Origin of the sequence: Exiguobacterium sp. s40 (assembly GCF_018617905.1) — a bacterium.
Taxonomy (GTDB): Bacteria; Bacillota; Bacilli; order Exiguobacteriales; family Exiguobacteriaceae; genus Exiguobacterium; species Exiguobacterium mexicanum_A.
Map to the genome: position 1 here is coordinate 38,838 of NZ_JACSLC010000005.1, position 24,184 is coordinate 63,021.

Annotated in this window: 25 protein-coding genes; 20 read left to right on the forward strand and 5 right to left on the reverse strand. The window is 52.8% G+C overall.

All coding sequences use genetic code 11. The features are described 5' to 3' along the window. Positions 1–26: 26 nt before the first annotated feature. The 11 genes from KNP02_RS06080 to KNP02_RS06130 all read left to right on the forward strand — a co-directional run bounded on the left by KNP02_RS06080 (position 27) and on the right by KNP02_RS06130 (position 11,718). Positions 27–803 carry a YmfK family protein gene (locus KNP02_RS06080; protein ID WP_034777827.1) on the forward strand — a complete coding sequence of 259 codons (777 nt, stop codon included), beginning with the start codon at positions 27–29 and terminating at the stop codon, positions 801–803. Between the two features lie 48 nt (positions 804–851). After that, positions 852–1,703, forward strand: coding sequence for a helix-turn-helix domain-containing protein (locus tag KNP02_RS06085; RefSeq protein WP_233004332.1), 852 nt, complete (start codon positions 852–854; stop codon positions 1,701–1,703). A 31-nt stretch (positions 1,704–1,734) separates the two neighbouring features. Then, positions 1,735–2,313: a CDP-diacylglycerol--glycerol-3-phosphate 3-phosphatidyltransferase gene (pgsA, locus tag KNP02_RS06090; protein WP_021067614.1), complete on the forward strand. Its 579-nt coding sequence runs from the start codon at positions 1,735–1,737 to the stop codon at positions 2,311–2,313. Between the two features lie 69 nt (positions 2,314–2,382). Beyond that, a complete protein-coding gene (locus KNP02_RS06095; protein WP_214707597.1) occupies positions 2,383–3,609 on the forward strand; it encodes a competence/damage-inducible protein A in 1,227 nt (408 codons plus the stop codon). 76 nt (positions 3,610–3,685) lie between these two features. Beyond that, entirely contained in the window at positions 3,686–4,735 is a 1,050-nt protein-coding gene (gene recA, locus KNP02_RS06100; protein WP_021067612.1) for a recombinase RecA, read from the forward strand. Positions 4,736–4,922: 187 nt separating this feature from the next. After that, entirely contained in the window at positions 4,923–6,485 is a 1,563-nt protein-coding gene (gene rny / locus KNP02_RS06105; RefSeq protein WP_214707599.1) for a ribonuclease Y, read from the forward strand. Positions 6,486–6,533: 48 nt separating this feature from the next. Continuing rightward, on the forward strand, positions 6,534–7,328 hold the full coding sequence (locus KNP02_RS06110; RefSeq protein ID WP_034777819.1) for a TIGR00282 family metallophosphoesterase: 795 nt from the start codon (positions 6,534–6,536) through the stop codon (positions 7,326–7,328). 26 nt (positions 7,329–7,354) lie between these two features. Then, positions 7,355–7,615 carry a stage V sporulation protein S gene (locus KNP02_RS06115; protein WP_012726477.1) on the forward strand — a complete coding sequence of 87 codons (261 nt, stop codon included), beginning with the start codon at positions 7,355–7,357 and terminating at the stop codon, positions 7,613–7,615. 169 nt (positions 7,616–7,784) lie between these two features. Beyond that, positions 7,785–8,861, forward strand: coding sequence for an L-threonine 3-dehydrogenase (gene tdh / locus KNP02_RS06120; protein ID WP_052090133.1), 1,077 nt, complete (start codon positions 7,785–7,787; stop codon positions 8,859–8,861). Between the two features lie 15 nt (positions 8,862–8,876). Beyond that, on the forward strand, positions 8,877–10,058 hold the full coding sequence (locus tag KNP02_RS06125; protein WP_214707601.1) for a glycine C-acetyltransferase: 1,182 nt from the start codon (positions 8,877–8,879) through the stop codon (positions 10,056–10,058). 89 nt (positions 10,059–10,147) lie between these two features. Next, positions 10,148–11,718, forward strand: a protein-coding gene (locus KNP02_RS06130; RefSeq protein WP_156111487.1) for an IS3 family transposase whose coding sequence is annotated in 2 segments (ribosomal slippage) — positions 10,148–10,787 and positions 10,787–11,718 — 1,572 coding nt in all. Because the reading frame shifts where the segments join, the coding sequence is not laid out codon by codon here. A gap of 416 nt (positions 11,719–12,134) precedes the next feature. On the opposite strand, the gene KNP02_RS06135 is transcribed toward KNP02_RS06130, so the two are convergent. Continuing rightward, positions 12,135–12,683 carry a DUF4256 domain-containing protein gene (locus KNP02_RS06135; protein WP_214707603.1) on the reverse strand — a complete coding sequence of 183 codons (549 nt, stop codon included), beginning with the start codon at positions 12,681–12,683 and terminating at the stop codon, positions 12,135–12,137. A 103-nt stretch (positions 12,684–12,786) separates the two neighbouring features. Further along, positions 12,787–13,947, reverse strand: coding sequence for an MFS transporter (locus tag KNP02_RS06140; RefSeq protein WP_214751472.1), 1,161 nt, complete (start codon positions 13,945–13,947; stop codon positions 12,787–12,789). A 321-nt stretch (positions 13,948–14,268) separates the two neighbouring features. On the opposite strand from KNP02_RS06140, the gene KNP02_RS06145 reads away from it, so the two are divergent. Next, on the forward strand, positions 14,269–14,637 hold the full coding sequence (locus tag KNP02_RS06145; RefSeq protein ID WP_353047335.1) for a GNAT family N-acetyltransferase: 369 nt from the start codon (positions 14,269–14,271) through the stop codon (positions 14,635–14,637). A 19-nt stretch (positions 14,638–14,656) separates the two neighbouring features. Here KNP02_RS06145 and KNP02_RS06150 read toward each other — a convergent pair whose 3' ends face one another. Next, positions 14,657–15,667 (reverse strand): tyrosine-type recombinase/integrase, encoded by a 1,011-nt coding sequence (locus KNP02_RS06150; RefSeq protein WP_214707607.1) that lies wholly within the window; start codon positions 15,665–15,667, stop codon positions 14,657–14,659. Between the two features lie 102 nt (positions 15,668–15,769). On the opposite strand from KNP02_RS06150, the gene hflX reads away from it, so the two are divergent. The 5 genes from hflX (at position 15,770) to KNP02_RS06175 (ending at position 21,462) form a co-directional block, all read left to right on the forward strand. Further along, positions 15,770–17,014: a GTPase HflX gene (gene hflX / locus KNP02_RS06155; protein ID WP_138859333.1), complete on the forward strand. Its 1,245-nt coding sequence runs from the start codon at positions 15,770–15,772 to the stop codon at positions 17,012–17,014. 7 nt (positions 17,015–17,021) lie between these two features. After that, positions 17,022–18,317 carry a methionine gamma-lyase family protein gene (locus tag KNP02_RS06160; protein ID WP_214707869.1) on the forward strand — a complete coding sequence of 432 codons (1,296 nt, stop codon included), beginning with the start codon at positions 17,022–17,024 and terminating at the stop codon, positions 18,315–18,317. Between the two features lie 93 nt (positions 18,318–18,410). Beyond that, a complete protein-coding gene (locus KNP02_RS06165; protein WP_128122378.1) occupies positions 18,411–18,809 on the forward strand; it encodes a MerR family transcriptional regulator in 399 nt (132 codons plus the stop codon). 46 nt (positions 18,810–18,855) lie between these two features. Next, positions 18,856–20,196, forward strand: a complete 1,341-nt coding sequence (gene glnA / locus KNP02_RS06170; RefSeq protein ID WP_214707608.1) for a type I glutamate--ammonia ligase — start codon at positions 18,856–18,858, stop codon at positions 20,194–20,196. Between the two features lie 165 nt (positions 20,197–20,361). Further along, positions 20,362–21,462: a DNA alkylation repair protein gene (locus tag KNP02_RS06175; protein WP_214707610.1), complete on the forward strand. Its 1,101-nt coding sequence runs from the start codon at positions 20,362–20,364 to the stop codon at positions 21,460–21,462. A gap of 87 nt (positions 21,463–21,549) precedes the next feature. Here KNP02_RS06175 and KNP02_RS06180 read toward each other — a convergent pair whose 3' ends face one another. Both KNP02_RS06180 and lexA read right to left on the reverse strand, forming a co-directional pair. Continuing rightward, entirely contained in the window at positions 21,550–21,990 is a 441-nt protein-coding gene (locus tag KNP02_RS06180) for a metal-binding protein (RefSeq protein ID WP_214707612.1), read from the reverse strand. 6 nt (positions 21,991–21,996) lie between these two features. Continuing rightward, entirely contained in the window at positions 21,997–22,617 is a 621-nt protein-coding gene (gene lexA / locus KNP02_RS06185) for a transcriptional repressor LexA (RefSeq protein WP_021067589.1), read from the reverse strand. A 205-nt stretch (positions 22,618–22,822) separates the two neighbouring features. Between lexA and KNP02_RS06190 the strand changes: the two genes are divergently transcribed. The 3 genes from KNP02_RS06190 to KNP02_RS06200 all read left to right on the forward strand — a co-directional run bounded on the left by KNP02_RS06190 (position 22,823) and on the right by KNP02_RS06200 (position 24,070). Then, a complete protein-coding gene (locus tag KNP02_RS06190) occupies positions 22,823–23,059 on the forward strand; it encodes a hypothetical protein (RefSeq protein ID WP_214707614.1) in 237 nt (78 codons plus the stop codon). 72 nt (positions 23,060–23,131) lie between these two features. Then, positions 23,132–23,776 carry a YneB family resolvase-like protein gene (locus KNP02_RS06195; protein ID WP_034777790.1) on the forward strand — a complete coding sequence of 215 codons (645 nt, stop codon included), beginning with the start codon at positions 23,132–23,134 and terminating at the stop codon, positions 23,774–23,776. 60 nt (positions 23,777–23,836) lie between these two features. Beyond that, on the forward strand, positions 23,837–24,070 hold the full coding sequence (locus tag KNP02_RS06200; RefSeq protein WP_034777788.1) for a DUF896 domain-containing protein: 234 nt from the start codon (positions 23,837–23,839) through the stop codon (positions 24,068–24,070). Positions 24,071–24,184: the final 114 nt, after the last annotated feature.

Sequence of the window (24,184 nt, forward strand, 5' to 3'; positions counted from 1 at the left end):
AGCACACATCAGAAAGGGTGGACGAGATGGATCATAAGTTCGAAGAATGGTATCTCGAATATGAACTTTGCCAAAATCGACCCGGTATCCTCGGGGATATCGCCTCACTGATGGGGATGCTTCAAATCTCAATCGTGACGATCAACGGCGTCGATCTACAGCGCCGCGGCATGCTGTTAAAGGCACCGGCGGCCGATCACGTCCATCGTTTGGAACATATTTTGCGCAAAATGGAAGCCATCGTCGTCATCAAGCTCCGGCGCCCGAAACTCCGGGACCGGATCGCAATTCGACACGGACGTTACATCGAGCACGATAACGATGACAAGAAGACGTTTCGTTTCGTGCGTGAGGACCTGGGTGTCCTCGTCGATTTCGTCGCCGAACTGATGAAAGAAGAGCGGCATTTGTTGATCGGCGTGCGCGGTAACCCGCGTGTCGGAAAGACCGAGTCGATTGTGGCAGCGAGCGTCTGTGCGAACAAGCGCTGGCTATTCCTGTCCTCGACGCTCATGAAGCAGACGGTGCGGACTTCGCTGTTCGAGGAAGAACGCGAAGGAGACCACGTCTACATCATCGACGGTGCCGTCTCGACGCGGACGATGGATGAACGCCATCGGCAATTGATTCGCGAAGTCATGCGACTTCCGTCTGTCAAAGTCATCGAGCACCCAGATCTTTATGTGCGCAACACCGACTGTGTGTTCGAGGATTTTGATTACATCATCGAACTACGGAACTCACAAGATGAGGAGATCATTATTCCTCAAGAGACACATCGTGAGGCAGAATGGTTTGAATAACTACTTGAATGGAAGGTGTGGACCCCTGTGACAGAATTAGGGACTTTTTTGAAACAAAGGCGTGAGGCGAGCGGTTTGACGCTCGACCAAATCCAGCAGACGACGAAGATTCAAAAACGCTATATCATCGCGATCGAGGAAGGTGATTACAAAAATCTCCCTGGCTCGTTCTATGCACGGGCGTTCATCAAAACGTACGCGGAATCGTTAGGGCTTGATGTCGATGAACTGTACGAGACGTATGCGAAAGACTTGCCGAAAATCGAGCCGCAGCCGACCGTTCAATTGTCGCGAAAACAAACCTACTCGAAAGCCTCGGAAACGTCGAGCCGTGTCTCGCGTTGGGTACCGAAAGTCATGCTTGTGCTCGTCGCCTTCCTCTTGATGACGGCCGTCTATTACGTCGTCCGAAACCTTGATTTTGGTGATCAAAACGCGTCACCGGCCGAGCCGTCGAACTCGGGTGTGACGATTGACCAAAATAAGGATGTCCCGAAAGAGGAACCGGTTGAAGAAGAACCGGTCGAGGAAGAGCCGGTCGAAGAAGAGCCTGCTGAAGAGACGGGGCCGATTGCGGTCGCGTCGACGAGCGGAGCTGATCTCACGTACGAGATTGCGACAGCCGATAAGTTGACGACGGAGATCCATGTGAAAGAATCGCCGGCGACGTATGTCGGCGTCCGAGATACATCACTCGAAGGACCGTTCCTCGCGCCGGAATATCCGAACCAATCGAAACAGAACCCGATTGTCATCGAGGACGCGGAGACGGATACACTTCGCATCCGCATCGGCCTGATCGGTGGGGTCGAGAAAATTGTTGTCAATGGCCGCGAGCTAGAACTTGCCGACTCGCCGGTCACACAAAATATATTTGTAAAGAGAGTCGACGCAGAATAAGTTGACTCTCCTTCTAGAGGAGGAGTTCTCGATGAACCTACCTAACCGCTTGACGATGTTACGGGTGTTGCTCATCCCTGTTTTCGTCGTCTTGCTCGCCGTAGATTTTGATTGGGGAGACATCGCTTTCCTCGGGGCGGACGTACCGCTCCATCAATTCATCGCCGCGGTCATCTTTACGATTGCCGCTATCACTGACTGGCTTGACGGACATCTCGCCCGCAAGCACAACTTGGTCACCAACTTCGGGAAGTTCATGGATCCGCTCGCTGACAAACTACTCGTCACGGCGGCACTTGTCCTGCTCGTCGAGATGGACCTGGTCGCGGCTTGGGTCGTCGTCGTCATCCTATCGCGTGAATTCGCGGTGACGGGGCTGCGTCTTGTGGCTGCCGATGAAGGCATCGTCGTCGCGGCCGGAAAGTCGGGCAAAGCGAAGACATGGGTCCAACTCTTTGCCATCATCTTCCTGTTGTTCGGTAATCCGATTTTCAGCTATGTCGGCATCCCGTTCGGTGAATGGGCCATGTGGCTCGCGCTCGTCTTGACGATTTACTCAGGGGCCGAATATTTTGCACAAAATTACAAGATCATTGTAAAGTCGATGTAACCGTCGGCACAGACGAGTTGTTCAGCTTGGCCGAACAGCTCGTTTTTTTATTTGGGGGGAGGAATTCGGATGAAACGGACCGAAATCATTGCGGTAGGCTCTGAACTGCTCTTAGGGGAAATCACCAACACGAACGCCCGTTACTTGTCAGAACAGTTATCGAAATACGGACTGTCCGTCCTGTATCATGTAGTCGTCGGGGATAACAGGGAGCGCCTGAAAGCGACGCTCGAAGAAGCGAAAGCCCGGAGCGAGCTCGTTATCGTCACTGGCGGACTTGGCCCGACGGCCGATGATATCACGAAGACGACGCTTGCCGACGTGCTCGGCCGCCCACTCGTCCGTGACGAGGCCTCGCTCGAGACAATTCGTCGTTTTGTCGCCTCGCGCGGACGGACGATGAACGAAGGAGATGCTCGTCAGGCCGACGTCTTATCCGGGTCCGAAGTACTTGACAACCCGGTCGGTCTTGCGCCCGGCATGTGGATTGAAGGGGAGACGACATGGCTCTTACTGCCTGGCGTACCGTGGGAAATGAAAGCGATTGTCGAGTCGACGTTCCCGAACAAGTTCACGGGTGCGACGATTCATTCCGAGTCGCTTCGGTTTTATGAAATCGGCGAGTCCGCGTTAGATGAGGCGGTGGTCGATTTAACGACCGGTGCCAATCCGACTGTCGCTCCGTATGCCGAGTCAGGCGAGTCACGGCTTCGGATCAGTGCTCGGGCCGAGACGGAATCCGAGGCGCGGCAAATGGTCAACCGGGTCAAACGCGACATTTTAAATCGGGTCGGCCGGTATTACTTTGGTTCCGATGAGGAGACGCTCGCTAACCATTTGATTCGAGAGTTGCAAGCGCGCAAGGCGACGCTGTCGATTGCCGAGTCGCTTACGGGTGGTCAAGCCCAAGCGATGCTCACGGCCGTCCCGGGGGCGTCCTCGGTGTTCAAGGGCGGGGTCGTCACGTACTCTGACGAGCTAAAAAATAGGTTTTTAGGGGTGTCCCTTGATACAATTGAGTCACACTCGGTCGTCTCAAAAGAAGTCGCCTTTGAAATGATCCTCGGTCTGACGCGTCAGACCGGGACGGATTATGGACTGGCGTTCACCGGCGAGACCGGCCCGACTTCAAGTTCGGGTCAACCGGTCGGCAAAGTGTTTATCGGTATCCGGTCACCGGCCGGGATTGACGTGATTGAACGCAACTATCCACATCAAGAGCGGCATGTCATTCAAGCCCGGGCTACGAAAGACGGAATGTGGGCGCTCCTGCAACAAATGAAAAAAGGCGAATAAACGTTCGCAAAAAACTTGTGTATCGTCTTCGCTTCGCTTATAATGAAAGTATCAATCAAAGGAGGCTCATTAATCTATGAGTGATCGTAAACAAGCGTTAGAAATGGCATTACGCCAAATTGAGAAACAATTCGGTAAAGGCTCAATCATGCGCCTCGGTGAAAATACAGATCAGCAAGTTTCGGTGACCCCGTCAGGCTCAATCGCCCTCGACATCGCCCTCGGTGCAGGTGGTTATCCACGTGGTCGTGTCATCGAAGTGTACGGACCTGAATCGTCAGGTAAGACGACGGTAGCGCTTCATGCCATCGCTGAAGTTCAAAAGCGCGGCGGACAAGCTGCCTTCGTCGACGCTGAGCACGCGCTCGACCCGAAATACGCCCAAAACCTTGGCGTCAACATCGATGAGTTGCTCTTGTCTCAACCGGATACAGGGGAACAAGCCCTTGAGATCGCGGAAGCCCTCGTCCGCTCTGGTGCGGTCGATATCCTCGTCGTCGACTCGGTTGCGGCACTCGTTCCGAAAGCCGAGATTGAAGGGGAGATGGGTGACTCACACGTCGGTCTTCAAGCCCGCCTCATGAGCCAAGCGCTCCGTAAATTGTCTGGTGCGACGAACAAGTCGAAGACGATCGTCATCTTCATCAACCAAATCCGTGAGAAAATCGGAATCATGTTCGGTAACCCGGAAACGACACCTGGTGGTCGTGCCCTCAAGTTCTACTCGTCGGTCCGTCTCGAAGTCCGTCGTGCTGAAACGCTCAAACAAGGCCAAGACATGGTCGGGAACCGGACGAAAATCAAAGTCGTCAAAAACAAGATTGCGCCTCCGTTCAAGACGGCGGAAGTCGATATCATGTACGGCGAAGGCATCTCGCGTGAAGGCGAGCTCATCGACATCGGGGCCGACCTCGATATCGTTCAAAAGAGCGGCGCGTGGTACTCGTACAACGAAGAGCGTCTTGGTCAAGGCCGTGAGAACGCGAAGCAGTATATGAAAGAGAACCCGTCGGTGGCCGCATCGGTCGAAGAACGAATCCGCGACCACTACGGTCTCAACGGTGAAAAGACGGTCACAGTCGAAGCTGACAACGATGACGTCCTCTCACTTTTAGACGAAGAGTAAGCAACGTTTCTCGCCTGACATGGTTCAGGCGAGATTTTTTTAGTATAATTTTTTTGATGAATTGGTAGTTCTATCCTGTCCGTGCATTGCATTCTAACAGGTAAATAAGTACAATAAAGCTATACGCGGGCTCGCTCGCGTTTTCATTCATGAAAAAATAAAATAACCTTGCGAAAGGGAGGTGAACATGATGGAATGGCTATTAGAGCTTATTCTGATCCTCCTTTTGCCGATAGCTTTTGTTGCAGGTTTTTTTGTGCGTAAATCGATCGCCGAAGCGAAGATTCAAGGTGCCGAGACGGAAGCGACCAAGATTGTAGAGCAAGCGCGACAACAATCGGAAGCGATGCAAAAAGAAGCACGGCTTGAAGTAAAAGAAGAGATGATTCAACTTCGCAATGAAACCGAACAAGAATTGCGCGAACGACGTGAAGAGCAGAAAGTGAAAGAAAATCGTTTCGTCCAAAAGGAAGAGCTTCTCGACCGGAAAGCAGACATGCTTGAACGGAAAGAAGACGCCTTGGATGAACGTGAGGCTGCACTCGCGAAACGGAAGCGTGAAGCGGAAACGCTCGAGAGCAAAGTGGAGGAATTATATGAGGAGGCACGCCAAGAACTAGTACGCGTGGCAGCCTTGTCGAAAGAAGAAGCACGGACCATCATCATGGACGAAGCGAAGCAGGAAGCGCTTCACGATGCTGCTCTCCTTCAAAAAGAAATCGAGCAAAAAGCAAAATTAGAAGCTGATAAAAAAGCGAAACACCTCTTGTCTCTCACGATGCAACGGTACGCGGCCGAACACGTCGCCGAGACGACCGTATCAGTCGTCAACTTGCCGAGTGATGAGATGAAAGGACGCATCATCGGACGTGAAGGACGTAACATCCGCACACTCGAGACGCTCACCGGAATCGACCTCATCATCGATGACACACCGGAAGCGGTCATCCTGTCAGGATTCGACCCGGTCCGTCGTGAAATCGCCAAGATGACGCTCGAGAAACTCGTTCAAGACGGCCGGATCCATCCGGCCCGCATCGAAGAGATGGTCGAGAAGTCGCGTCGTGAAGTCGATGAGCGCATCCGTGAATACGGAGAAGAAGCAACATTCTCAGCAGGCATCCACGGTGTCCACCCGGACCTCGTCAAGACGCTCGGTCGAATGCGTTACCGGACGAGTTACGGTCAAAACGTGCTCGCTCACTCGGTCGAAGTGGCCCATCTCGCCGGTATGATGGCCGCCGAGCTCGGGGAAGACGTCACGCTCGCCAAACGAGCGGGTCTCCTCCACGATATCGGGAAAGCCATCGACCATGAAGTCGAAGGCAGCCACGTCGAGATCGGTGTCGAGCTCGCCACGAAGTACAAAGAGCATCCGGTCGTCATCAACTCGATCGCCTCGCACCACGGGGACGTCGAAGCGACCTCGACGATCGCGGTTCTCGTCGCAGCGGCTGACGCCTTGTCAGCGGCGCGTCCAGGAGCCCGTCAAGAGACGCTCGAAAGCTATATCCGACGCCTTGAGCGCCTCGAAGCGATTTGTGAGTCGTTCGAAGGAGTCGAGAAATCATATGCCATCCAAGCGGGACGTGAAGTCCGGATCATCGTCCGCCCAGACGTCGTCGACGACGTCGTGGCGAACAAGATGGCCCGCGACATCTGTAAACGGATTGAAGATGAGCTTAATTATCCAGGCCAAATCAAAGTGACGGTCATTCGCGAAACGCGTGCCGTCGATTATGCGAAGTAACAAGAGCGGAGACATTCTCCGCTTTTTCTATTGGAGGAGGACAAAACTATGAAAATCTTATTTATCGGCGACGTGGTCGGAAAACCGGGTCGCGACATCCTAAGTGCCCAAATCGGACGCTTGAAGAGCAAGTACAGCCCGACGTTCATGCTCGTCAACGGTGAAAACGCAGCCAACGGACGTGGTATCACAAAAAAAATCTACCAACAGTTCCTTGAGCTTGGGTTCCATGGCGTGACGATGGGGAATCATACTTGGGACAACCGTGACATCTTCGACTGGATCGATGATGCTGACCGTATCGTCCGTCCGGCCAATTATCCGGAAGGCACACCTGGTGTCGGCATGATGGTGTTGAAACAAGGTGGGAAGAAGCTCGCCGTCATCAATGCGATGGGGACGGTGTTCCTGCCATCGCTTGACTGTCCGTTCCGCACGGTCGATGCCCTCGTCGAAGAAATCCGTGGCGAGGTCGATGCCATCTTCGTCGATATGCACGCTGAGGCGACGAGTGAGAAGATTGCGATGGGCTATCATCTCGATGGACGCGTTCAAGCCGTCGTCGGCACCCATACGCACGTCCAGACCGCTGACAACCGCGTATTGAACAACGGCACGGCATACATCACCGACGTCGGGATGACCGGCCCGCTCGACGGGGTGCTCGGCATGGATGCCGAGGTCGTCTTGAGAAAATTCATGACACAACTCCCGGTCCGGTTTGAAGTTGCCGAGGGACGGGAACAACTTAATGGAGTTTTAATCACTATCGATGACCAATCGAAACGAGCCACAAAAATCGAACGCATACACCTAGATGATCAGACCGTATGGTTTGATTGAACAACCTACCCGAGGGGGAAACAAGAATGGACGTACTCAAAGTTTCGGCAAAATCGAATCCTAACTCCGTGGCGGGTGCACTCGCTGGCGTACTTCGTGAAAAAGGAACGTGTGAGATTCAAGCAATCGGCGCCGGGGCGCTCAATCAATCCATCAAAGCGGTCGCGATCGCGCGTGGTTTCGTCGCGCCGAGCGGGCTGGATTTGATTTGCATCCCTGCGTTCACCGATATTATGATTGACGGAGAAGAACGAACGGCAATCAAGCTCATCATCGAACCACGATGAGCTTGCGGTCGGGACATAGGTCCTATTCTTGTAAGAGAAGCCATCGGCGCGGATGGCTTCTCTTTTTTGTCTGAGAATATGACGTTCCATCTTCTCAGGTTCGTCATTTTATGACAAGATGAAAGGGAACGTGAAGTTCGATCAAGAGATGAAGAGGGGGACGTTTTCAATGGAACAGCTCGTGTCTATGACAGAGAAGGAAGCAACGACACCTGTGATGAAAGCGATTCAAAAACATACGGCCGGATTCGGGGCGAAGTTGGTCGAAGTGCCAATCCCGACACCAGGAGCCGGACAAGTGTTGATCAAAGTGAAGGCGACATCGATTTGCGGGACCGATGTCCACATCTATGAGTGGGACGACTGGGCGAAGAGCCGAGTTAAACCGCCATACGTGTTCGGTCACGAGTTCGCGGGGGAAGTCGTGGCGCTCGGGGAAGGTACGAAACGCATCCAAATCGGACAGACCGTGTCGGCCGAGACGCATATCGTCTGTCATCAATGCAAACAATGTTTGCGCGGGCAATATCATATCTGTAAGAACACGAAAATCATCGGTGTCGACACGCAAGGCTGCTTCGCCGAGTACGTCGTCATGCCGGAAGAGAACTTGTGGGTCAACCCCGAGTCGATGCCGTCGAAGCTCGCGTCGATTCAAGAACCGCTCGGTAACGCTGTCCATACGGTGCTCGCCAGTGACGTGTCGGCCAAGTCGGTCGCCATCGTCGGTTGTGGGCCGATCGGACTCATGGCCGTCGGTGTCGCCAAAGCAGCGGGCGCGAGCCGGGTCTATGCGATCGATGTCAACCCGTATCGGTTGAAGCTCGCCGAAGACATGGGGGCGGACGTCGTCATCAATAGCCTTGAGCAAAATCCGCTCGAGCTGATCATGGATCAGACGGACGGGGACGGCATCGATGTCGTCTGTGAGATGAGCGGGCATCCGGTCGCCATCGACCAGGCGTTCAAGATGGTCACGGCCGGCGGCGATGTCAACGTGTTGTCACTCCCGGCGAAACCGGTCGCGATCGACCTGACACGTGACGTCGTCTTTAAAGGGGTACGCGTCCAAGGCATCACCGGACGCAAGATGTATGAGACGTGGGGCCAAGTGTCGACGCTTCTCGCGACGGGTCAGCTGAACGTGGAACCGATTATCACGCACGTGTTCAAGCTCGAGGAGTTCGAGCAAGGTTTCGAGCTCATGCGGGCCGGGAAATGTGGAAAGGTCGTCTTATTACCATAAACAGGGGGAATCAATATGGCATTTGAACATATTACAGAAGCAGTCAATGAAATGAAACAAGCGGGCACGTTCCGCTCGCTCGTGCCGCTCGAATCAGCACAAGGGAACGAGGTCACGATCGGTGGCAAGTCGCTCGTCCAGCTATCGTCGAACAACTATCTCGGTCTCGCCAACCATCCGCGCTTGAAGCAAGCGGCAATCGAAGCGGTCGAACAGTTCGGTGCCGGCACTGGGTCGGTGCGGACGATCGCCGGGACGTTCGAGATGCATGAGGCGTTCGAACGCGAGCTCGCCGAGTTCAAACATACGGAAGCGGCGCTTGTGTTCCAGTCGGGCTTCGCGACGAACCTCGGCGTCTTGTCGGCGCTACTTGGTCCAGAAGACGTCGTCATCAGCGACGCGCTCAACCACGCCTCGATTATCGACGGCATCCGGTTGACGAAAGCGGCCCGCCGCATCTATAAACACGTCGATCTCGAGGACTTAGAAGCGGCCTTGAAAGAGACGCAAGATTACCGGACACGTCTCATCGTCACGGACGGCGTCTTCTCGATGGATGGCAATATCGCGCCGCTCCCGGAAATCGTCGAGCTCGCCGAGAAGTATGACGCGGCGGTCATGGTCGACGACGCCCACGCTTCGGGCGTACTCGGGAAGAACGGCCGCGGCACGGTCAACCACTTCGGGCTCGACGGACGGGTCGCGCTCCAAGTCGGGACGCTATCGAAAGCGATCGGCGTCCTCGGCGGGTACGTCGCCTGCTCGAACGACGTGCGCGACTTCTTGATTCAAAAAGGACGTCCGTTCTTGTTCTCGACGTCACACCCGCCAGCGGTCGTTGCGGCGAACCGTGAAGCAATCCGTGTCATGAAGGAAGAAGAGGAACTGTTCGATAAGTTATGGGCGAACACCGAGTTCTTTAAGACAGGACTTCGCGATCTCGGCTTCGATATCGGGCATGCGACGACACCGATCACGCCGGTCATGCTCGGTGAAGAGACGCTCGCACACACGTTCTCGGACAAGTTGAAAGACCACGGCGTGTTCGCACAGAGCATCGCCTTCCCGACGGTCGAGAAAGGTAAGGCTCGGATTCGGACGATCGTGACAGCGGAACATACCCGTGACGACCTCGAACGTGCGCTCGCTGCCTTCAAGGCGGTCGCCGAAGAATTGAATGTCACGCTTCACGCGTAAGGTTGAAACTGCAGACAAATTGATATGCTCCCCAATAGGTAGACAGATGAAATAACAAATCTGTTTATCTGATTGGGGAGTGTTTTTTTATGGTGAGAAGTCGGCATTCGATCGAACAAAAACTGGCTGCGCTGCGCATGATGGAAGAAGAAACCTATACGTGGAAGGAAATCATGGAAGCGCATAACGTCTCTGAGAATACTCTCCGGGTGTGGAAAGTGAAATTCGATACCGGCGGAATCGACGCGTTGAAGGAATCGAGGACATGGAGACATTACACCAAGGAACAAAAGATTGCCGCCGTCCGTGACTATCTCGATGGGGCCACCACGGTGGAAGTCCTCTCCAACCATCAAATCAGTGATGGATCTGTTCTTCGAAAATGGATTAAGAAGTATACTAGTCATAGCGAGTTAACAGATTCGAGAAAAGGGATGAATCGAGCTATGACAAAAGGAAGAAAAACTACATTCGAAGAGCGCTTCGAGATCGTGAAATACTGTTTGGAGAATGGACGCAACTACCAACAGACCGCGGAACAATATCAGGTGTCTTATGGGCAAATCTATGGCTGGGTCAAGAAGTATGACACGGACGGGGCAGAAGCGCTCCTGGACCGCCGTGGGCGTACGAAGCCAGAGGACGAACTAAGTGAAGAGGAGAAGCTGAAACGCCGGATCCGGCAAATGGAGCTTGAGAACGAACTTCTTCGTGCGGACAACCTGTTCCTAAAAAAGTTAGAGGAGATCGAGAGGAGGTCGTGATCAGCCAGGTACGGCTACAGCAACGATATATCGCCATCAAAGAATTATACGAAGAGGAGGCCATCTCGGTCGTCCTCCTCTGTCGAGTCGCCGGCATCTCACGGGCGGCCTATTACAAATGGTTGAACCGCACCATACCGGTGCGTCAAGAAGAGAACGAGAAGCTTCTGGAGGACATTCGTCTACTCTATGACCAGGCGAACGGCACATACGGGTACCGTCGGATCACGATGACAATCAATCGGCTGCGCCGGCAACAGAGCCTGTCCCCATTCAATGAAAAGCGAATCTATCGCTTGATGCATAGCCATGGGATCCAATCGGTCATCCGCCGGAAGCAGAAGAGACATAAGAAGTCAACGCCGCAACATGTGGCCGAGAACCTGATGAACCGAGAATTCAGTGCGTCCCGCCCGGACGAGAAATGGTGCACCGACGTCACCGAGTTCAAGTATGGGACCGGGAAGAAGGCGTATCTGAGCGCGATCATCGACCTGTATGACGGCTCGATCGTCGCCTACCGCATCGGAAGGTCCAACAACAACGGGCTCGTCTTCCAGACGATGATGCCAGCCATCGCGGGGCTCCGTACAGGAGCACGTCCGATGATCCATAGCGACCGAGGGTTCCAATATACCTCAAGAGGGTTCAAACGGATGGTAGAAGACGCGGGAATGACCCGCAGCATGTCCCGGGTCGGGCGTTGCATCGACAACGCCCCGATCGAGAGTTTTTGGGGCACCTTGAAAGTGGAGATGTACTACTTGCGTGAGTTCCAGGCCTATAGCGAACTCACGAGGGCCATCGAGAACTACATATCGTTCTACAACCACGATCGTTTCCAGAAACGACTAAACGGCTTGAGCCCTGTCGAATACAGGTCTCAAGCCGCCTAGGCTGGTTTTCATTATTTGTCCTGTCTACTTGACAGGGAGCACTTCAAATCGTCTGCAGTTTTTTATTAGGGCGATGTGGTCGTGAGATAAACCATCATGCCCATCCGTTCATTCATTTGAAATTTTTGGTAGGTATATAGGAGGTAGGCTTTAAAATTTGAACAGTTAAGACATGATGAATGGTTATCGTTTATTTCAAACACCGTATTTTAATCAAAAAATCTTAAGAAAGATATTAGGAGTAGGCTAACCTTCTTTTGATTGTCTAAACATATTTTTTTCTTGGCTGGGGTCCGTGTGCATCTGGGGAACAAATATTGTTTCAAAATTTAGAGGAGCCAACGCTGATGGGTGACATAGTTCCCAGTCATTTTCTTTTGGCTATCCACATCAAAAAGCAAGGCCCGTGGCCCTGCTCAAAGAATCAACATCCCGCGGAATCCACGGGCCGCATAATACGAATCGGCACCATTATGATAGAGGAAGATATGGTCGTAGCGGCGGTCGCAGAATAAGGCGCCGCCTTTTTGACGAATCGTTTCTGGAGTGACAATCCAGCTCGATGTTTTCAAATCGAACGAACCGAGCGTCTGTAGATGACGATACGTTGCTTCGTCGAGTAGCTCGATTCCCATCTCCTCAGCCAATGCGACGGCGCTCCCATCCGGTTTGTTTTTCTTCCGTGCCGCCAACGCCGAAGCGTCATAGCATAGACTGCGTCGACCACTCGGACTTTCTGAAGAGCAGTCGCAAAAAGCTAAGGCGCCATTCGGAAGTCGAATCGCATCAGGTTCGCCGCCGGTTCGTTCCATCTCGGCAAGCACGACGAGTTTCTGGTCGTCCTCTTGAAGGCGAGTCAAGACGTCGGGCCAAGTGAGATCAGGATGTCGTTCGGGATGGGCGTTAAATCGTACATGTAGAGTTTGCAATATCTCGCCCTTTTCCTGGTTTGATAACGTGTTCATATTTAGATTCCTCCTAACTAGTATTTTCTTTTAGTATACGTGATGCGGAATGAATCTGTTGTAACCAAAGGAATTGTAAATCATATAAGGAGGCGCCTTTTTGTTATGAAGATTGGACCACATCTCCCATCTGGTCGATTTGTCGACCGACCCAGACGAGCGGGACGGTCAAACCTGCCCCAATCAAATAGACGACCGCAATCGGCAATCCGTCCGCGAGTAGTCCGAACGTCAGGCTGCCGATGCTGAAGGCGAGGGTGTAGGCCGTCTGTTGAACGCTATACACGTACGGAAGTTGCGAGGCAGGTGTCATTTCTTGGAGCACCGTGTTCGTCTGGATGATGCGGAGCTGGGTGGCGTATCCTTGAACCGCGAGCGCGATGAGCGCGAACGCGATATGAGATGTCATGCCGAACAATAGGGCCGCTAAGACAGACAAGATGGAGCTGACGGCGAGCGAACTGTTGCGTTGAACGCGATACAGATACGCACTGGCCAGAATCATGCTGACCAAGAAGCTCGCGTTCATCGTACCCCACCAGCCCGTATCGATGTGGAGGTGGCGTTCCAGATAGACGAGCAAGAGCGCCGAGATCCAGAGTGTGCTGACGAACGACTCGAACGTGACGAACACCGTGATTAACCTAGCGAAAGGAGCAGTGCGCACGAAGGCGAGGCTGTCCTTAAGCGATATGTCTGATTCGCCATCTTCTACCGTCACGTCGCGATCGAGTGAACGGACGAAGCGAAGCGTGACGAGCGTCGAGAGCATGAACAACATCAACGCGATCATCAGAGCGAGCTCGCTTGAGAAGGAAGCGACGACCATCGTGCCGAGAGGCCACATCGCCAGCTGAATGAACTGGTTCGACCCTTGGACGAGACTGTTCGCTTGTTGACGATTCGTCGTCAGCCGGGGGATGAACGACGATTGGACCGGACGGGCGAACCCATCCAAGAAGGCGATGAGCACGACGAGGCCGAGGACGAGAATCGACTCCGACCAAATGACGGCTCCGAGCAAGACTGTCTTCAACAGTTGTGTGACGAACAACGTCTGACCGAGGGTGAACCGAGACAAGACGCGGGCAAAGAACAGACCGCTCACGGTCATGCCGAGCGTGACGGCAATCGGGAAACTGGCCGCAGCCAGGGCGGAACCGGTCTGTTGATATAACAAAGCGATTAAGGCGACGATATAAAGCACGTCGCCGATATTGGCCAGCCATTGACTGACCAGCAGCAGGTAAAACGACTTCATCATGACTCTCCTCCAGAACTATTCAATTTTGGGTGGATGACATGAGGTCGAATTACATACTTTCACCGCTTTCAAATTATTTACAAATAGTTTACGATGAAATGATGAAGAACACAATAATTGGTAACTTAACGGGGGAAATGACATGTTACGTTATGACATCAATGATCAGCTTCAACTACGAATGTTCACCATTGACGACGCGGAGGCGTTATTCCAATTGACGATGGCGTCGAAGCCATACCTTCGCGAGTGGCTTGGTTGGTTTGATTATACGGAGACGGCGAGGATTCGCGGCAAAACATCGAAGGACGAATTAAAGGATTGTTGGAAACGGGCGGCTATCCGAAATCGTTCGCGATTGTGTATCAGGACGAGCTCGCCGGGACGATCGGCTTCAATGACATCGACCGGGGCATCAAATGCGGGACGGTCGGCTATTGGCTCGGCCAAGACTTTCAAGGCAAGGGCATCATGAGTCAAGCGCTCGAGACGGTCATCGATTATGGGTTCCGTGATTTGAAACTCGATAAAATCGAGATTCGGGTCGCAACTGGGGACGTGAAGAGCCGGGCGCTTCCGGAACGGCTCGGTTTCCTCGAAGAAGGGGTGCTTCGCAATGCGGAGTGGCTCTATGACCGCTACGTCGACCACGTCGTGTACGGGCTGTTGCGAGATGAATGGGCCCATTAACATACAAAACCCCGTCCTGTTACAAGGTGGGGTTTTCGTTTGGGATTTGTTCGCCGTAGAGTTCGCTACCGAACTCCGCGTACGCCTGTTCGTAGCGCCGGAGAGATGACTCTTTATGCATACATGTCACGTTCATCCGCTCGAGTGACGTCATGTCGGTCGCGTACGTCTTCAAGACGTGGGCATTGCGGAGCATCGATGGTGTGACCGAGCGGGTGAGACCGCTCCGTTCGTTCAATTGGCGCATCATCTTCGTGATCATGACGATCGTCAACTGTTTCGGCTGGTTCTTCGCATACACCCAGCGGAATGTCATTCGGGCGAAATCGAAAGAGACAAATACGGGATCATCCGAGTACCAGCGCGGACGGACCGGCGTCGGGATGTCGGCCAAATAGTTCATGAGAAGTGCCTGGTCCTCTGGACTAAGTTTCAACGTGAACCGGTTGCCGAGCCGGTCATAGACGTCGAACTCGTGGCTCGCGAGGTGCAGGTCGTTCATCCGGAGACGGATGATATGGTGGACCCGGAGACCGTATTTATAGAACAGCGTGACGATCAACTCGTTTCGGTTGACGAGGTATGGATGCGCCTGAAGCTGATTCTCGCTCAGACCGCTTGTTGAGCGGATCGTTCGGACGAGCTTGTTGAACTCAGCGGGCAAGGCGATCTGGTCGACGGTGAGCGTGTGGGCCGGTTGCGCATACGTCAGCATCTTCTTACGGAGCGGGTTCAAGAAGACGGTCAGGCTATTGATGACGGTGACAATCCGGGCGACCGTCGCCTGTTGATATTGCTTCTCCTCGATGAGGAAGTCGTTGACGAACGTCTTCCACGATTCGAGCGGGACGGCGAGCCACGCCTCCGGGGCATCGAGCTCGACGTTATGGTCATGAAAGTATTTGTGCACATCGATCAAATCGTACCGATAGCGTTTCAGCGTCGACGGTTGACGGCCGCTCGCGCCGAGATGGAACAAGTACGCCTCGATATATTCAGGCAATGGATACTCTTTTCTACGTTTCGTCATGGACGTTCCTCCTTCTCCTCATATCGTACCACAAACGGACGTTCTCCATTCGTCGTTTCGTGGTAAGATGGAGGATGAGACTTATAGGAATGAGGGATTTTTATGCAACGAGAGAAAGTCATTATCGTCGGGTGTCAATTACCGACCGTCGACGATTGGACATATGAACAATCGATGGGGGAACTCGTCGAATTGGTCGATACGGCACGAGGTGAGGTCGTCGCCCGTCTCGATCAGAAACGGCAACAAGTCGACCGCCGCACATTCATCGGAAAAGGGAAAGTCGAGGAGCTCGCGGTGCTCATCGAACAGTTCGAGCCGGACATCGTCATCTTCAACGCCGAGCTGTCGCCGGCCCAATCGAAGAATATCCGCATCTCGCTGAACGACCCGGACGAGATGAAACTGATTGACCGGACGCAATTGATTTTAGACATCTTTGCCGGACGGGCCCAATCGAAAGAAGGGAAGCTCCAAGTCGAGCTCGCTCAGATGAACTACCTGCTTCCACGTTTGATTGGACAAGGCACGCAGTTGTCACGTCTCGGTGGCGGAATCGGGACTCGGGGACCGGGTGAGACGAAACTCGAGTCCGACCGTCGTCACATCAAGCGCCGCATCGATGAAATCAAGAAAAATCTCGAAGGCACGGTCGCGCACCGTGACCGTTACCGGGAGCGTCGGAAAGAAAACCGTGTGTTCCAAGTCGCGCTCGTCGGTTACACGAACGCCGGGAAGTCGACAATCTTTAACCGCTTGACGGATGCGGATACGTACGAACAGGACGAACTGTTCGCAACGCTCGACCCGCTCACGCGCGAGCTCGAGTTGCCGCGGGGCGGTAAAGTGCTCATCACGGACACGGTCGGATTCATCCGGGACTTGCCGACGAAACTCGTCGCCGCGTTCCGCTCGACGCTCGAGGAAGTGCTCGGGGCCGACCTCGTCTTGCACGTCATCGACGCATCGAATCCGCATTACATGAACCAAATCGACACGACGAATTCGGTCTTGTCGGAACTCGGGGCGAGTGAGGTACCGCAGCTCGAGGTATACAATAAGAAAGACCGGTTGACCGAAGACTTCGTCGGCGGACCGCTCGTCATCTCGGCGCTCGATTCGACCGATATCGAGACGCTCATCGGCGCGATTGAAGATAAGATTGCGGATGTGTTGACGAAAGTACACGTCGTCTTGCCGGTCCGCTCGTTCGAGCATTACCATCCGGCCAAAGATTCGATGTATCGTCTCGAGGAGAAGTTCCTCGATGACGGTTCGGTCGAACTCGTCGGATATATGAGAGAAGACACGCGTCTATATGCGACGCTGAAACCATTTGAGGTGTGAAACAATGATGTGGCAAGAAAAGATTGCGTACTATGATGAATTGGCCCCGTTCGTGACCGAGGCGGAAGAACGGGTAAAACCATATTTTGAAACGATCGAGGCGACGGCGGAGTTCAACCAATACCGTGTCCTCGAGTCGTTCAAGAAACACAAAGTGTCGGATTTCCATTTCAATCCGACGACCGGGTACGGTTATGACGATATCGGGCGCGACACGCTCGAGTCGATCTACGCCGACGTGTTCGGGGCGGACCTCGCCCTATGCCGTCCGCAAATCATCTCCGGGACACACGCCATCGGGATTGCCTTGTTCGGTGTGTTGTTGCCAGGAGATGAGCTGCTCTATATCACCGGCAAGCCGTACGATACGCTCGAAGAGATCGTCGGGATTCGGGGAGACGGCCGTGGGTCGCTCAAAGAGCTCGGTGTCGGCTACGACACGGTCGAGCTGAAAGAGGACCGAATCGACGTCGAGACCGTCATCGGACGGATTCGTCCTGAGACAAAGCTCGTCGGCATCCAGCGCTCGAAAGGTTACGCCAATCGTCGCAGCATCCCGGTCCAAGAAATCGGTGAGGCGATCAGGAAGATCAAAGCGGCACATCCGCACGTCTTCATCTTCGTCGACAACTGCTACGGCGAGTTCGTCGAGACGATCGAACCGACCCACGTCGGGGCCGATCTCATGGCCGGTTCGCTCATCAAGAACCCGGGTGGCGGCTTGGCGAAGACGGGCGGCTATATCGCCGGGACTAAAGAACTCGTCGAACGCTGTTCGTTCCGCATGACGACGCCAGGCATCGGGAGCGAGGCCGGTCCGTCACTCTACTCGCTCCAAGAGATGTACCAAGGGTTTTACATGGCGCCACATACGGTCGCCCAAGCGTTGAAAGGGGCACACTTGACGGCGAGCCTGCTCGGATTGCTCGGTTTCGAGACCGACCCACACTACACGACGCCACGGACTGATTTGATTCAATCGGTAACGTTCCGCGATCGCGACAAGATGATTGCGTTTTGTCAGAGCATCCAAATGGCATCACCGGTCAATGCCCACGCGTTGCCGGTACCGGCCTATATGCCGGGATACGAGGATGATGTCATCATGGCGGCCGGGACATTCATTCAAGGCTCGTCGATTGAACTGTCGGCCGACGGACCGCTTCGCGCCCCTTACACTGCCTATGTGCAAGGCGGTTTGACTTACGCCCACGTCAAGGTCGCACTCATGCTCGCCTTGAGCCAATTACGCACGAAAGAGCTCGTCACATTTGACCGTGACAAAATCTCACAGAAGTTGTAACCGAAATGTCATGTTAACTTTCTTAACATCTATTGACAGGTAAGTTGTCATGTATTATTCTCACAGTGTGAGACAGAAAAGGAGGGGTAAGAGATGGCCGATCAATTTCGTCGCTCCAACCCGTTGTTTCCGATTGGAATCGTTCAAGATTTGACCCAACTGACAGGTAGACAGATTCGGTACTATGAAGAACAGGGTCTGATTTCGCCTAGTCGGACGGAATCGAAACGACGGCTCTATTCCTTTAATGATGTCGAACGTCTACTCGCGATCAAGGATTTCATCGATCAAGGGTTCAACTTGGCGGCGATTCGTCATATGCTCGACAATGCGGACGCCAAAGAAGTGGAACCAGCAAAAACAACGGTCGAGGAACCACCGAAGATCTCTGAACAAGAGTTACACAAACTATTGAAAACACAGCTTCAAGAAGCTGGCCGTTTCAATAAGACGTCGCTCATTCAAGGTGAGTTGTCACGTTTTTATCGATGACGCCAGTACATTAACCATTACACAATGTGAGAGGGGACATTTTACCATGGCCAGAAAAACGTTCACGAAAGAAGACATCAAACGGATCGCACAAGAAGAGGACGTACGCTTTATTCGTCTTCAATTCACGGATATCCTCGGTACGATTAAAAACGTCGAGGTGCCGATCAGCCAATTGGACAAAGCACTTGATAACAAGATGATGTTCGACGGCTCTTCGATCGAAGGCTTCGTACGCATCGAGGAATCAGACATGTACCTCTATCCAGACCTCGACACATGGGTTGTCTTCCCGTGGACAGACGGCAGCGGTAAAGTCGCTCGCTTGATTTGTGATATTTATAACCCGGACGGCACACCGTTCAGCGGTGACCCGCGCGGTAGCTTGAAGCGTAACCTCGAGCGCATGCAAAAGCTCGGCTTCACAGCGTTCAACGTCGGACCAGAGCCTGAGTTCTTCCTCTTCAAGAAAGACTTGAACGGCAAACCGACACTCGAACTCAATGACCAAGGCGGTTACTTCGACTTGGCACCGGTCGACCTCGGCGAGAACTGTCGTAAAGAGATCGTCATCGAGCTCGAAAACATGGGCTTCGAAATCGAAGCATCACACCACGAAGTCGCTCCAGGTCAGCACGAAATCGACTTCAAATACGCGGATGCAGTCACAACGGCTGATAACATCCAAACGTTCAAACTCGTCGTCAAGACGATTGCAGCGAAATATGGCCTTCACGCGACGTTCATGCCGAAGCCACTCTTCGGTGTCAACGGTTCTGGGATGCACGCCAACATGTCGCTCTTCAAAGGTGACACGAACGTCTTCTACGACCCGAACGGCGACATGGAATTATCAGATACAGCCCGCGCCTTCACGGCAGGAATTCTCGAGCACGCTCGTGCGTTCACGGCTGTCTGTAACCCGACTGTCAACTCGTACAAGCGCCTCGTGCCTGGTTACGAAGCACCTTGCTATGTAGCATGGAGCGCGCGCAACCGTTCACCACTCGTTCGTGTACCGGCGGCCCGTGGCCTCTCGACGCGTATCGAAGTGCGTTCGGTTGACCCAGCGGCGAACCCGTATCTCGCCTTGTCGACGCTCTTGGCTTCTGGCCTCGACGGAATCGAGAAAGACATGACGGCACCGAAGCCGATTGACAGCAACATCTACGTGATGGATAAGCCAGAGCGTGTTGCCAACGGAATCGATGATCTTCCGGCTACACTCTTTGACGCACTCGAAGTACTCCGTGCCGATAAAGTCGTGATGGATGCTCTCGGTGACCACATCGGTGAACACTTCCTCGAGTTGAAAGAAATCGAGTGGGATATGTTCCGTACGCAAGTGACAGAGTGGGAACGCGATCAGTACATGACGCTCTACTAAGTCGACTAATAAGGGATATTCCCTTTAAAATCAGAGTCCTGAACGAGTCTTCGTATGAAGTGCTCATTCAGGACTCTTTTTCTATAATTCGCTTCAACTAATCAATATAATGAGGGAGAATGTATATCACTATAAATGTAATGGAATGGGATAGGGGGACGAGAAGTGGCAACACCATTAAAAGACGTGTATGATGAGACCTTTTTGTTGGAATTTGGACGACGTATTCAAACCGTGTATCCGTCATTTGACGTACAGGCTTTTATCGCATCAATCATAGATGAATCGTGGGAAGCGTTGACACTCAAAGGGCGTACTCGACGTATTTCGATAAAACTAGGTCAGTATTTGCCACAGAATTACGAATCAGCTTTGGACGTATTGGTTGAAATTGCAGATGACTGCGTCGGCTTTCCTTATTTGTTTTTCCCGGACTTTGTAGCGGTGTATGGACAGGCAGAAGAGCATTGGGAACGCTCGATGTCAGCGCTCGAACGCTTCACACAGAAGTCGTCTTCTGAATTTGCGATCAGGTCTTTTTTGTTGCGGGAACCAACGTGTGTGATGCACCAAATGACAGCTTGGGCCATTCATCCGAACGAACATGTTCGGCGTTTGGCGAGTGAGGGTTGTCGTCCTCGCCTTCCGTGGGCGGAATCGTTACTGATGTTCAAAGAAGACCCAGCTCCAGTGTTGGAGATTTTAGAGTTGTTAAAAGAAGATCCATCATTATATGTGAGAAAAAGTGTCGCTAACAACCTCAACGATATCTCGAAAGATCACCCAGAAGCTGTACTCGCAGTCTCGCGACGATGGCAGGGCGAGCATCCTCATACCGATTGGATCATTAGACACGGATGCCGGACACTGATCAAGTCAGCCCATCCTGACGCGTTAACGATATTCGGTTATACGCAGGAAACAAATTTAACCGTCGACTCATCGATTTCTATACATCCGAACGTGATCCGCATAAGGGAGGCGTGCGAGATTCAGTACGATGTGTCCATTCGTCCAGGGGATGCTGCTTATGTTCGTATCGAATACGCGATTGAGTTTATAAAGGCCAACGGGAAAGCGAGTCGTAAAGCATTCTTGCTAGCGAATAGAACCGTCGCTGGGGGCGCGCGACTTGCAGCGACCAGAGTGCACGACTGGTCAGATTTGACGACCCGTCGGCATTATCCAGGGGAGCATCGTGTCGTCTTGTTAGTAAATGGACGAGAAGTGGCTGAAAATCATGTCATGTTGCATAAAAGTTGTTGAACTTCTATATAATAAACGGTTCAAAAAAGGGCAACCCTGTCTATTTAGACGGGTTGCCCTTTTTGGGTGTGTAGCATAACGATCTGGTTAAAACGCACGTTTGAAGAACGTGGACGCATAGTCGAGCGTCGTATGTAGCGTCGTCGCGAAAACGAGTCCGAAGAAGCATGCTGCCCCGTTCAGATCGAGCCACGATTTGGCAGCTTCCTCATACGGCGTGACCGTGAGCAGAAGCGTGAGCGGGAAACCGAGATAGATGACCCGGATCAGATCGCTCAAGAGCGGAAAATGCGAGAATAACGACCGATGGGGCATAATCTTCACATAAGGGAGCCAAAAGCCCCGAAGCGGTCCCCATCGATAATAGGCGTCCGACTTCAAATCGAGATCCGGGGAGAGCCAGAACGTCCCGATGAGGGCGCCAAGCAGGAACACGGTCGGAACATCGATGTCAATAAAAGGCGTGGCAATCGCAAGAGCACCGATTGCCACGAGATTCGTACGGGTATGTGTCTTGCCACTAGCCATTAGCCATTAGTGAATCGTGCGGTATACACCGATGACCTTCCCTAAAATCGACACGTTATCGAAATACATCGCTTCGAGCTCGTCGTTCTCCGGCTGGAGGCGAACTTTCGAAGCTTCTTTATAAATCCGCTTCACGGTCGCTTCACCTTCATCCGTCATGGCGACGACAATCTCTCCATTGTCGGCCGTGTTCTGTTGACGGACGAGGACGCGGTCCCCATCCAAGATCCCCGCGTTAATCATCGAGTCCCCTGAGACAGAGAGCATGTAGACGTTGTCGGAACCGACGACGTGAGCCGGGAGCGGGAAGTGTTCTTCCACGTTCTCGATGGCCGTGATCGGCGTACCGGCTGTGACTTTCCCGATGACCGGCACGTACATGACGGCATCGTGGTCTTCGACGACGGACATCTCTTCATCCAAAATCTCGATGGCGCGTGGCTTCGTCTTATCACGTCGAATCAATCCACGCTTTTCAAGACGGTCCAAGTGACCGTGTACAGTCGAGCTCGATGCGAGCCCGACAGCCTCGCCAATTTCACGGACCGAAGGGGGATACCCTTTCGCCCGGACCTCGGCTTTTATAAAATCAAGAATCTGTTGTTGTCTTGCTGACATTTTTTTCAATGGATTTCACCTCGATTATGTCGAATAACCTGCGAACGCATCCTATTCTTTATGGGTTTAGTTTAACACAAGAACACATGAGCGCACAAACATTCGTTCGTTTTTTTCTGCTTGACCGAACAGAAGTTCTTGTTTTATGATGAGAACAGATAAACGAACAGACGTTCTCGAGAACGTGTATTCTTATTCCCAGGAGGCAATGATTATGAGAGACACAATCAATGGAATCATCTTAGTCGGCATGTTGGCACTCGGTATGTTCGTATTTTTCGCGGTCGGAGAGCTTCGTGACAACGAAGCGGTCGTCGTGACCGAACAAAAAGTCGAACACAGTATTGAAGAAGAAGTCGCCTTGAAAGAGGCGGAGACGCTCGAAGCGCACATTCTCACTAAACGGGATGAGGAAAAAGACGACAAGACGACGTGGTTCGCCGCCGAATAATCGTTTCTGATTGCGAACATCCCTTCATCCTGTGTATCGTAGAGGGCGAATGGAAAGAAAGGAAGTGACGCGATGCGAGTCGTCATTTATTGTCGCGTATCGACGAACAAGTCCACCCAAGAGACGTCGCTCAGTCGTCAGGCGGACGAGTTGAAGCAGATGGCGAGACGTCTTGATGCTGAGGTGGTCGATGTGATCAGTGAACAAGAGAGCGGGTATGAGGTCAATCGGGCGGGACTGCTCGATCTATTGGAGCACGTCTCGACGTCCGATCTCGATGCCGTGCTCGTGAGCGACGACAGTCGTCTCGGACGGGGAAATGCAAAAATCGCTATCTTGCATACGCTCATGAAACATAACGTGCGCTTGTTGACGATGCAGTCGTCCGATGAATATATCGTCTCCGACGCCGAGAAGATGGTGCTCGAGATCGTCAGTGTCGTCGAAGAGTATCAACGTAAGATCCATAACGCTAAAATTTCACGCGGAATGCGTCGGGCGGTCGCGAACGGATTTAATCCGCATCGGAATATCCAGCACCATGACCAGGGAGGCCGGAGCCGAATCGAAGTTCCGATTGAAGAAATCGTCCAATTGCGTGAACGTGGACTCACGTTCGCTGAAATTGCCGCCACCCTCCGCGGTTTTGGTTATGAGGTATCGAAAGCGACCGTGAACCGGCGCTACTTGGAGCACGTGTCGGTACCAGAAACTTGATTCCTGCTCGCTGATTTTGTACAGTAGAAGGACAAATTCAGTAGAGAGGGGGCGAGCCCGATGCTAGCACCTGAACAGTTGGAGCGAATCAATTTCCTCGCCAACAAAGCAAAGACAGATGGTCTGTCACCACAAGAGATGGATGAGCAGCAAGCGCTGCGCCAACAATATTTGCAAGCGTTCCGCCAATCATTCAAATCACAAATGATGGGAATGAAGGTCGTCGATCCGGAAGGAAACGACGTAACGCCAGAAAAATTAAAAGATGAGCAGGAACGTTACCGCTCAGAATGACCATGAATGCACATCCTATTTCATATAGGATGTGCATGTTTGTTATACGCGAACGTTGATCAGGGGGACTCATTGATGCGTTTTCAAACGAAAGGAAGTAAACGATTCCATTTA

What these genes read in the sequence shown, in the direction of transcription:
- KNP02_RS06150 (WP_214707607.1), bottom strand. Translation starts at nt 15,667, where the DNA reads ATGACGAAACGTAGAAAAGAGTATCCATTGCCTGAATATATCGAGGCG.
- KNP02_RS06195 (WP_034777790.1), top strand. Translation starts at nt 23,132, where the DNA reads ATGCGAGTCGTCATTTATTGTCGCGTATCGACGAACAAGTCCACCCAA.
- KNP02_RS06180 (WP_214707612.1), bottom strand. Translation starts at nt 21,990, where the DNA reads ATGGCTAGTGGCAAGACACATACCCGTACGAATCTCGTGGCAATCGGT.
- KNP02_RS06200 (WP_034777788.1), top strand. Translation starts at nt 23,837, where the DNA reads ATGCTAGCACCTGAACAGTTGGAGCGAATCAATTTCCTCGCCAACAAA.
- pgsA (WP_021067614.1), top strand. Translation starts at nt 1,735, where the DNA reads ATGAACCTACCTAACCGCTTGACGATGTTACGGGTGTTGCTCATCCCT.
- KNP02_RS06125 (WP_214707601.1), top strand. Translation starts at nt 8,877, where the DNA reads ATGGCATTTGAACATATTACAGAAGCAGTCAATGAAATGAAACAAGCG.
- rny (WP_214707599.1), top strand. Translation starts at nt 4,923, where the DNA reads ATGATGGAATGGCTATTAGAGCTTATTCTGATCCTCCTTTTGCCGATA.
- KNP02_RS06135 (WP_214707603.1), bottom strand. Translation starts at nt 12,683, where the DNA reads ATGAACACGTTATCAAACCAGGAAAAGGGCGAGATATTGCAAACTCTA.
- hflX (WP_138859333.1), top strand. Translation starts at nt 15,770, where the DNA reads ATGCAACGAGAGAAAGTCATTATCGTCGGGTGTCAATTACCGACCGTC.
- KNP02_RS06115 (WP_012726477.1), top strand. Translation starts at nt 7,355, where the DNA reads ATGGACGTACTCAAAGTTTCGGCAAAATCGAATCCTAACTCCGTGGCG.
- tdh (WP_052090133.1), top strand. Translation starts at nt 7,785, where the DNA reads ATGGAACAGCTCGTGTCTATGACAGAGAAGGAAGCAACGACACCTGTG.
- KNP02_RS06160 (WP_214707869.1), top strand. Translation starts at nt 17,022, where the DNA reads ATGTGGCAAGAAAAGATTGCGTACTATGATGAATTGGCCCCGTTCGTG.
- KNP02_RS06140 (WP_214751472.1), bottom strand. Translation starts at nt 13,947, where the DNA reads ATGATGAAGTCGTTTTACCTGCTGCTGGTCAGTCAATGGCTGGCCAAT.
- KNP02_RS06110 (WP_034777819.1), top strand. Translation starts at nt 6,534, where the DNA reads ATGAAAATCTTATTTATCGGCGACGTGGTCGGAAAACCGGGTCGCGAC.
- KNP02_RS06165 (WP_128122378.1), top strand. Translation starts at nt 18,411, where the DNA reads ATGGCCGATCAATTTCGTCGCTCCAACCCGTTGTTTCCGATTGGAATC.
- KNP02_RS06190 (WP_214707614.1), top strand. Translation starts at nt 22,823, where the DNA reads ATGAGAGACACAATCAATGGAATCATCTTAGTCGGCATGTTGGCACTC.
- KNP02_RS06095 (WP_214707597.1), top strand. Translation starts at nt 2,383, where the DNA reads ATGAAACGGACCGAAATCATTGCGGTAGGCTCTGAACTGCTCTTAGGG.
- KNP02_RS06080 (WP_034777827.1), top strand. Translation starts at nt 27, where the DNA reads ATGGATCATAAGTTCGAAGAATGGTATCTCGAATATGAACTTTGCCAA.
- recA (WP_021067612.1), top strand. Translation starts at nt 3,686, where the DNA reads ATGAGTGATCGTAAACAAGCGTTAGAAATGGCATTACGCCAAATTGAG.
- glnA (WP_214707608.1), top strand. Translation starts at nt 18,856, where the DNA reads ATGGCCAGAAAAACGTTCACGAAAGAAGACATCAAACGGATCGCACAA.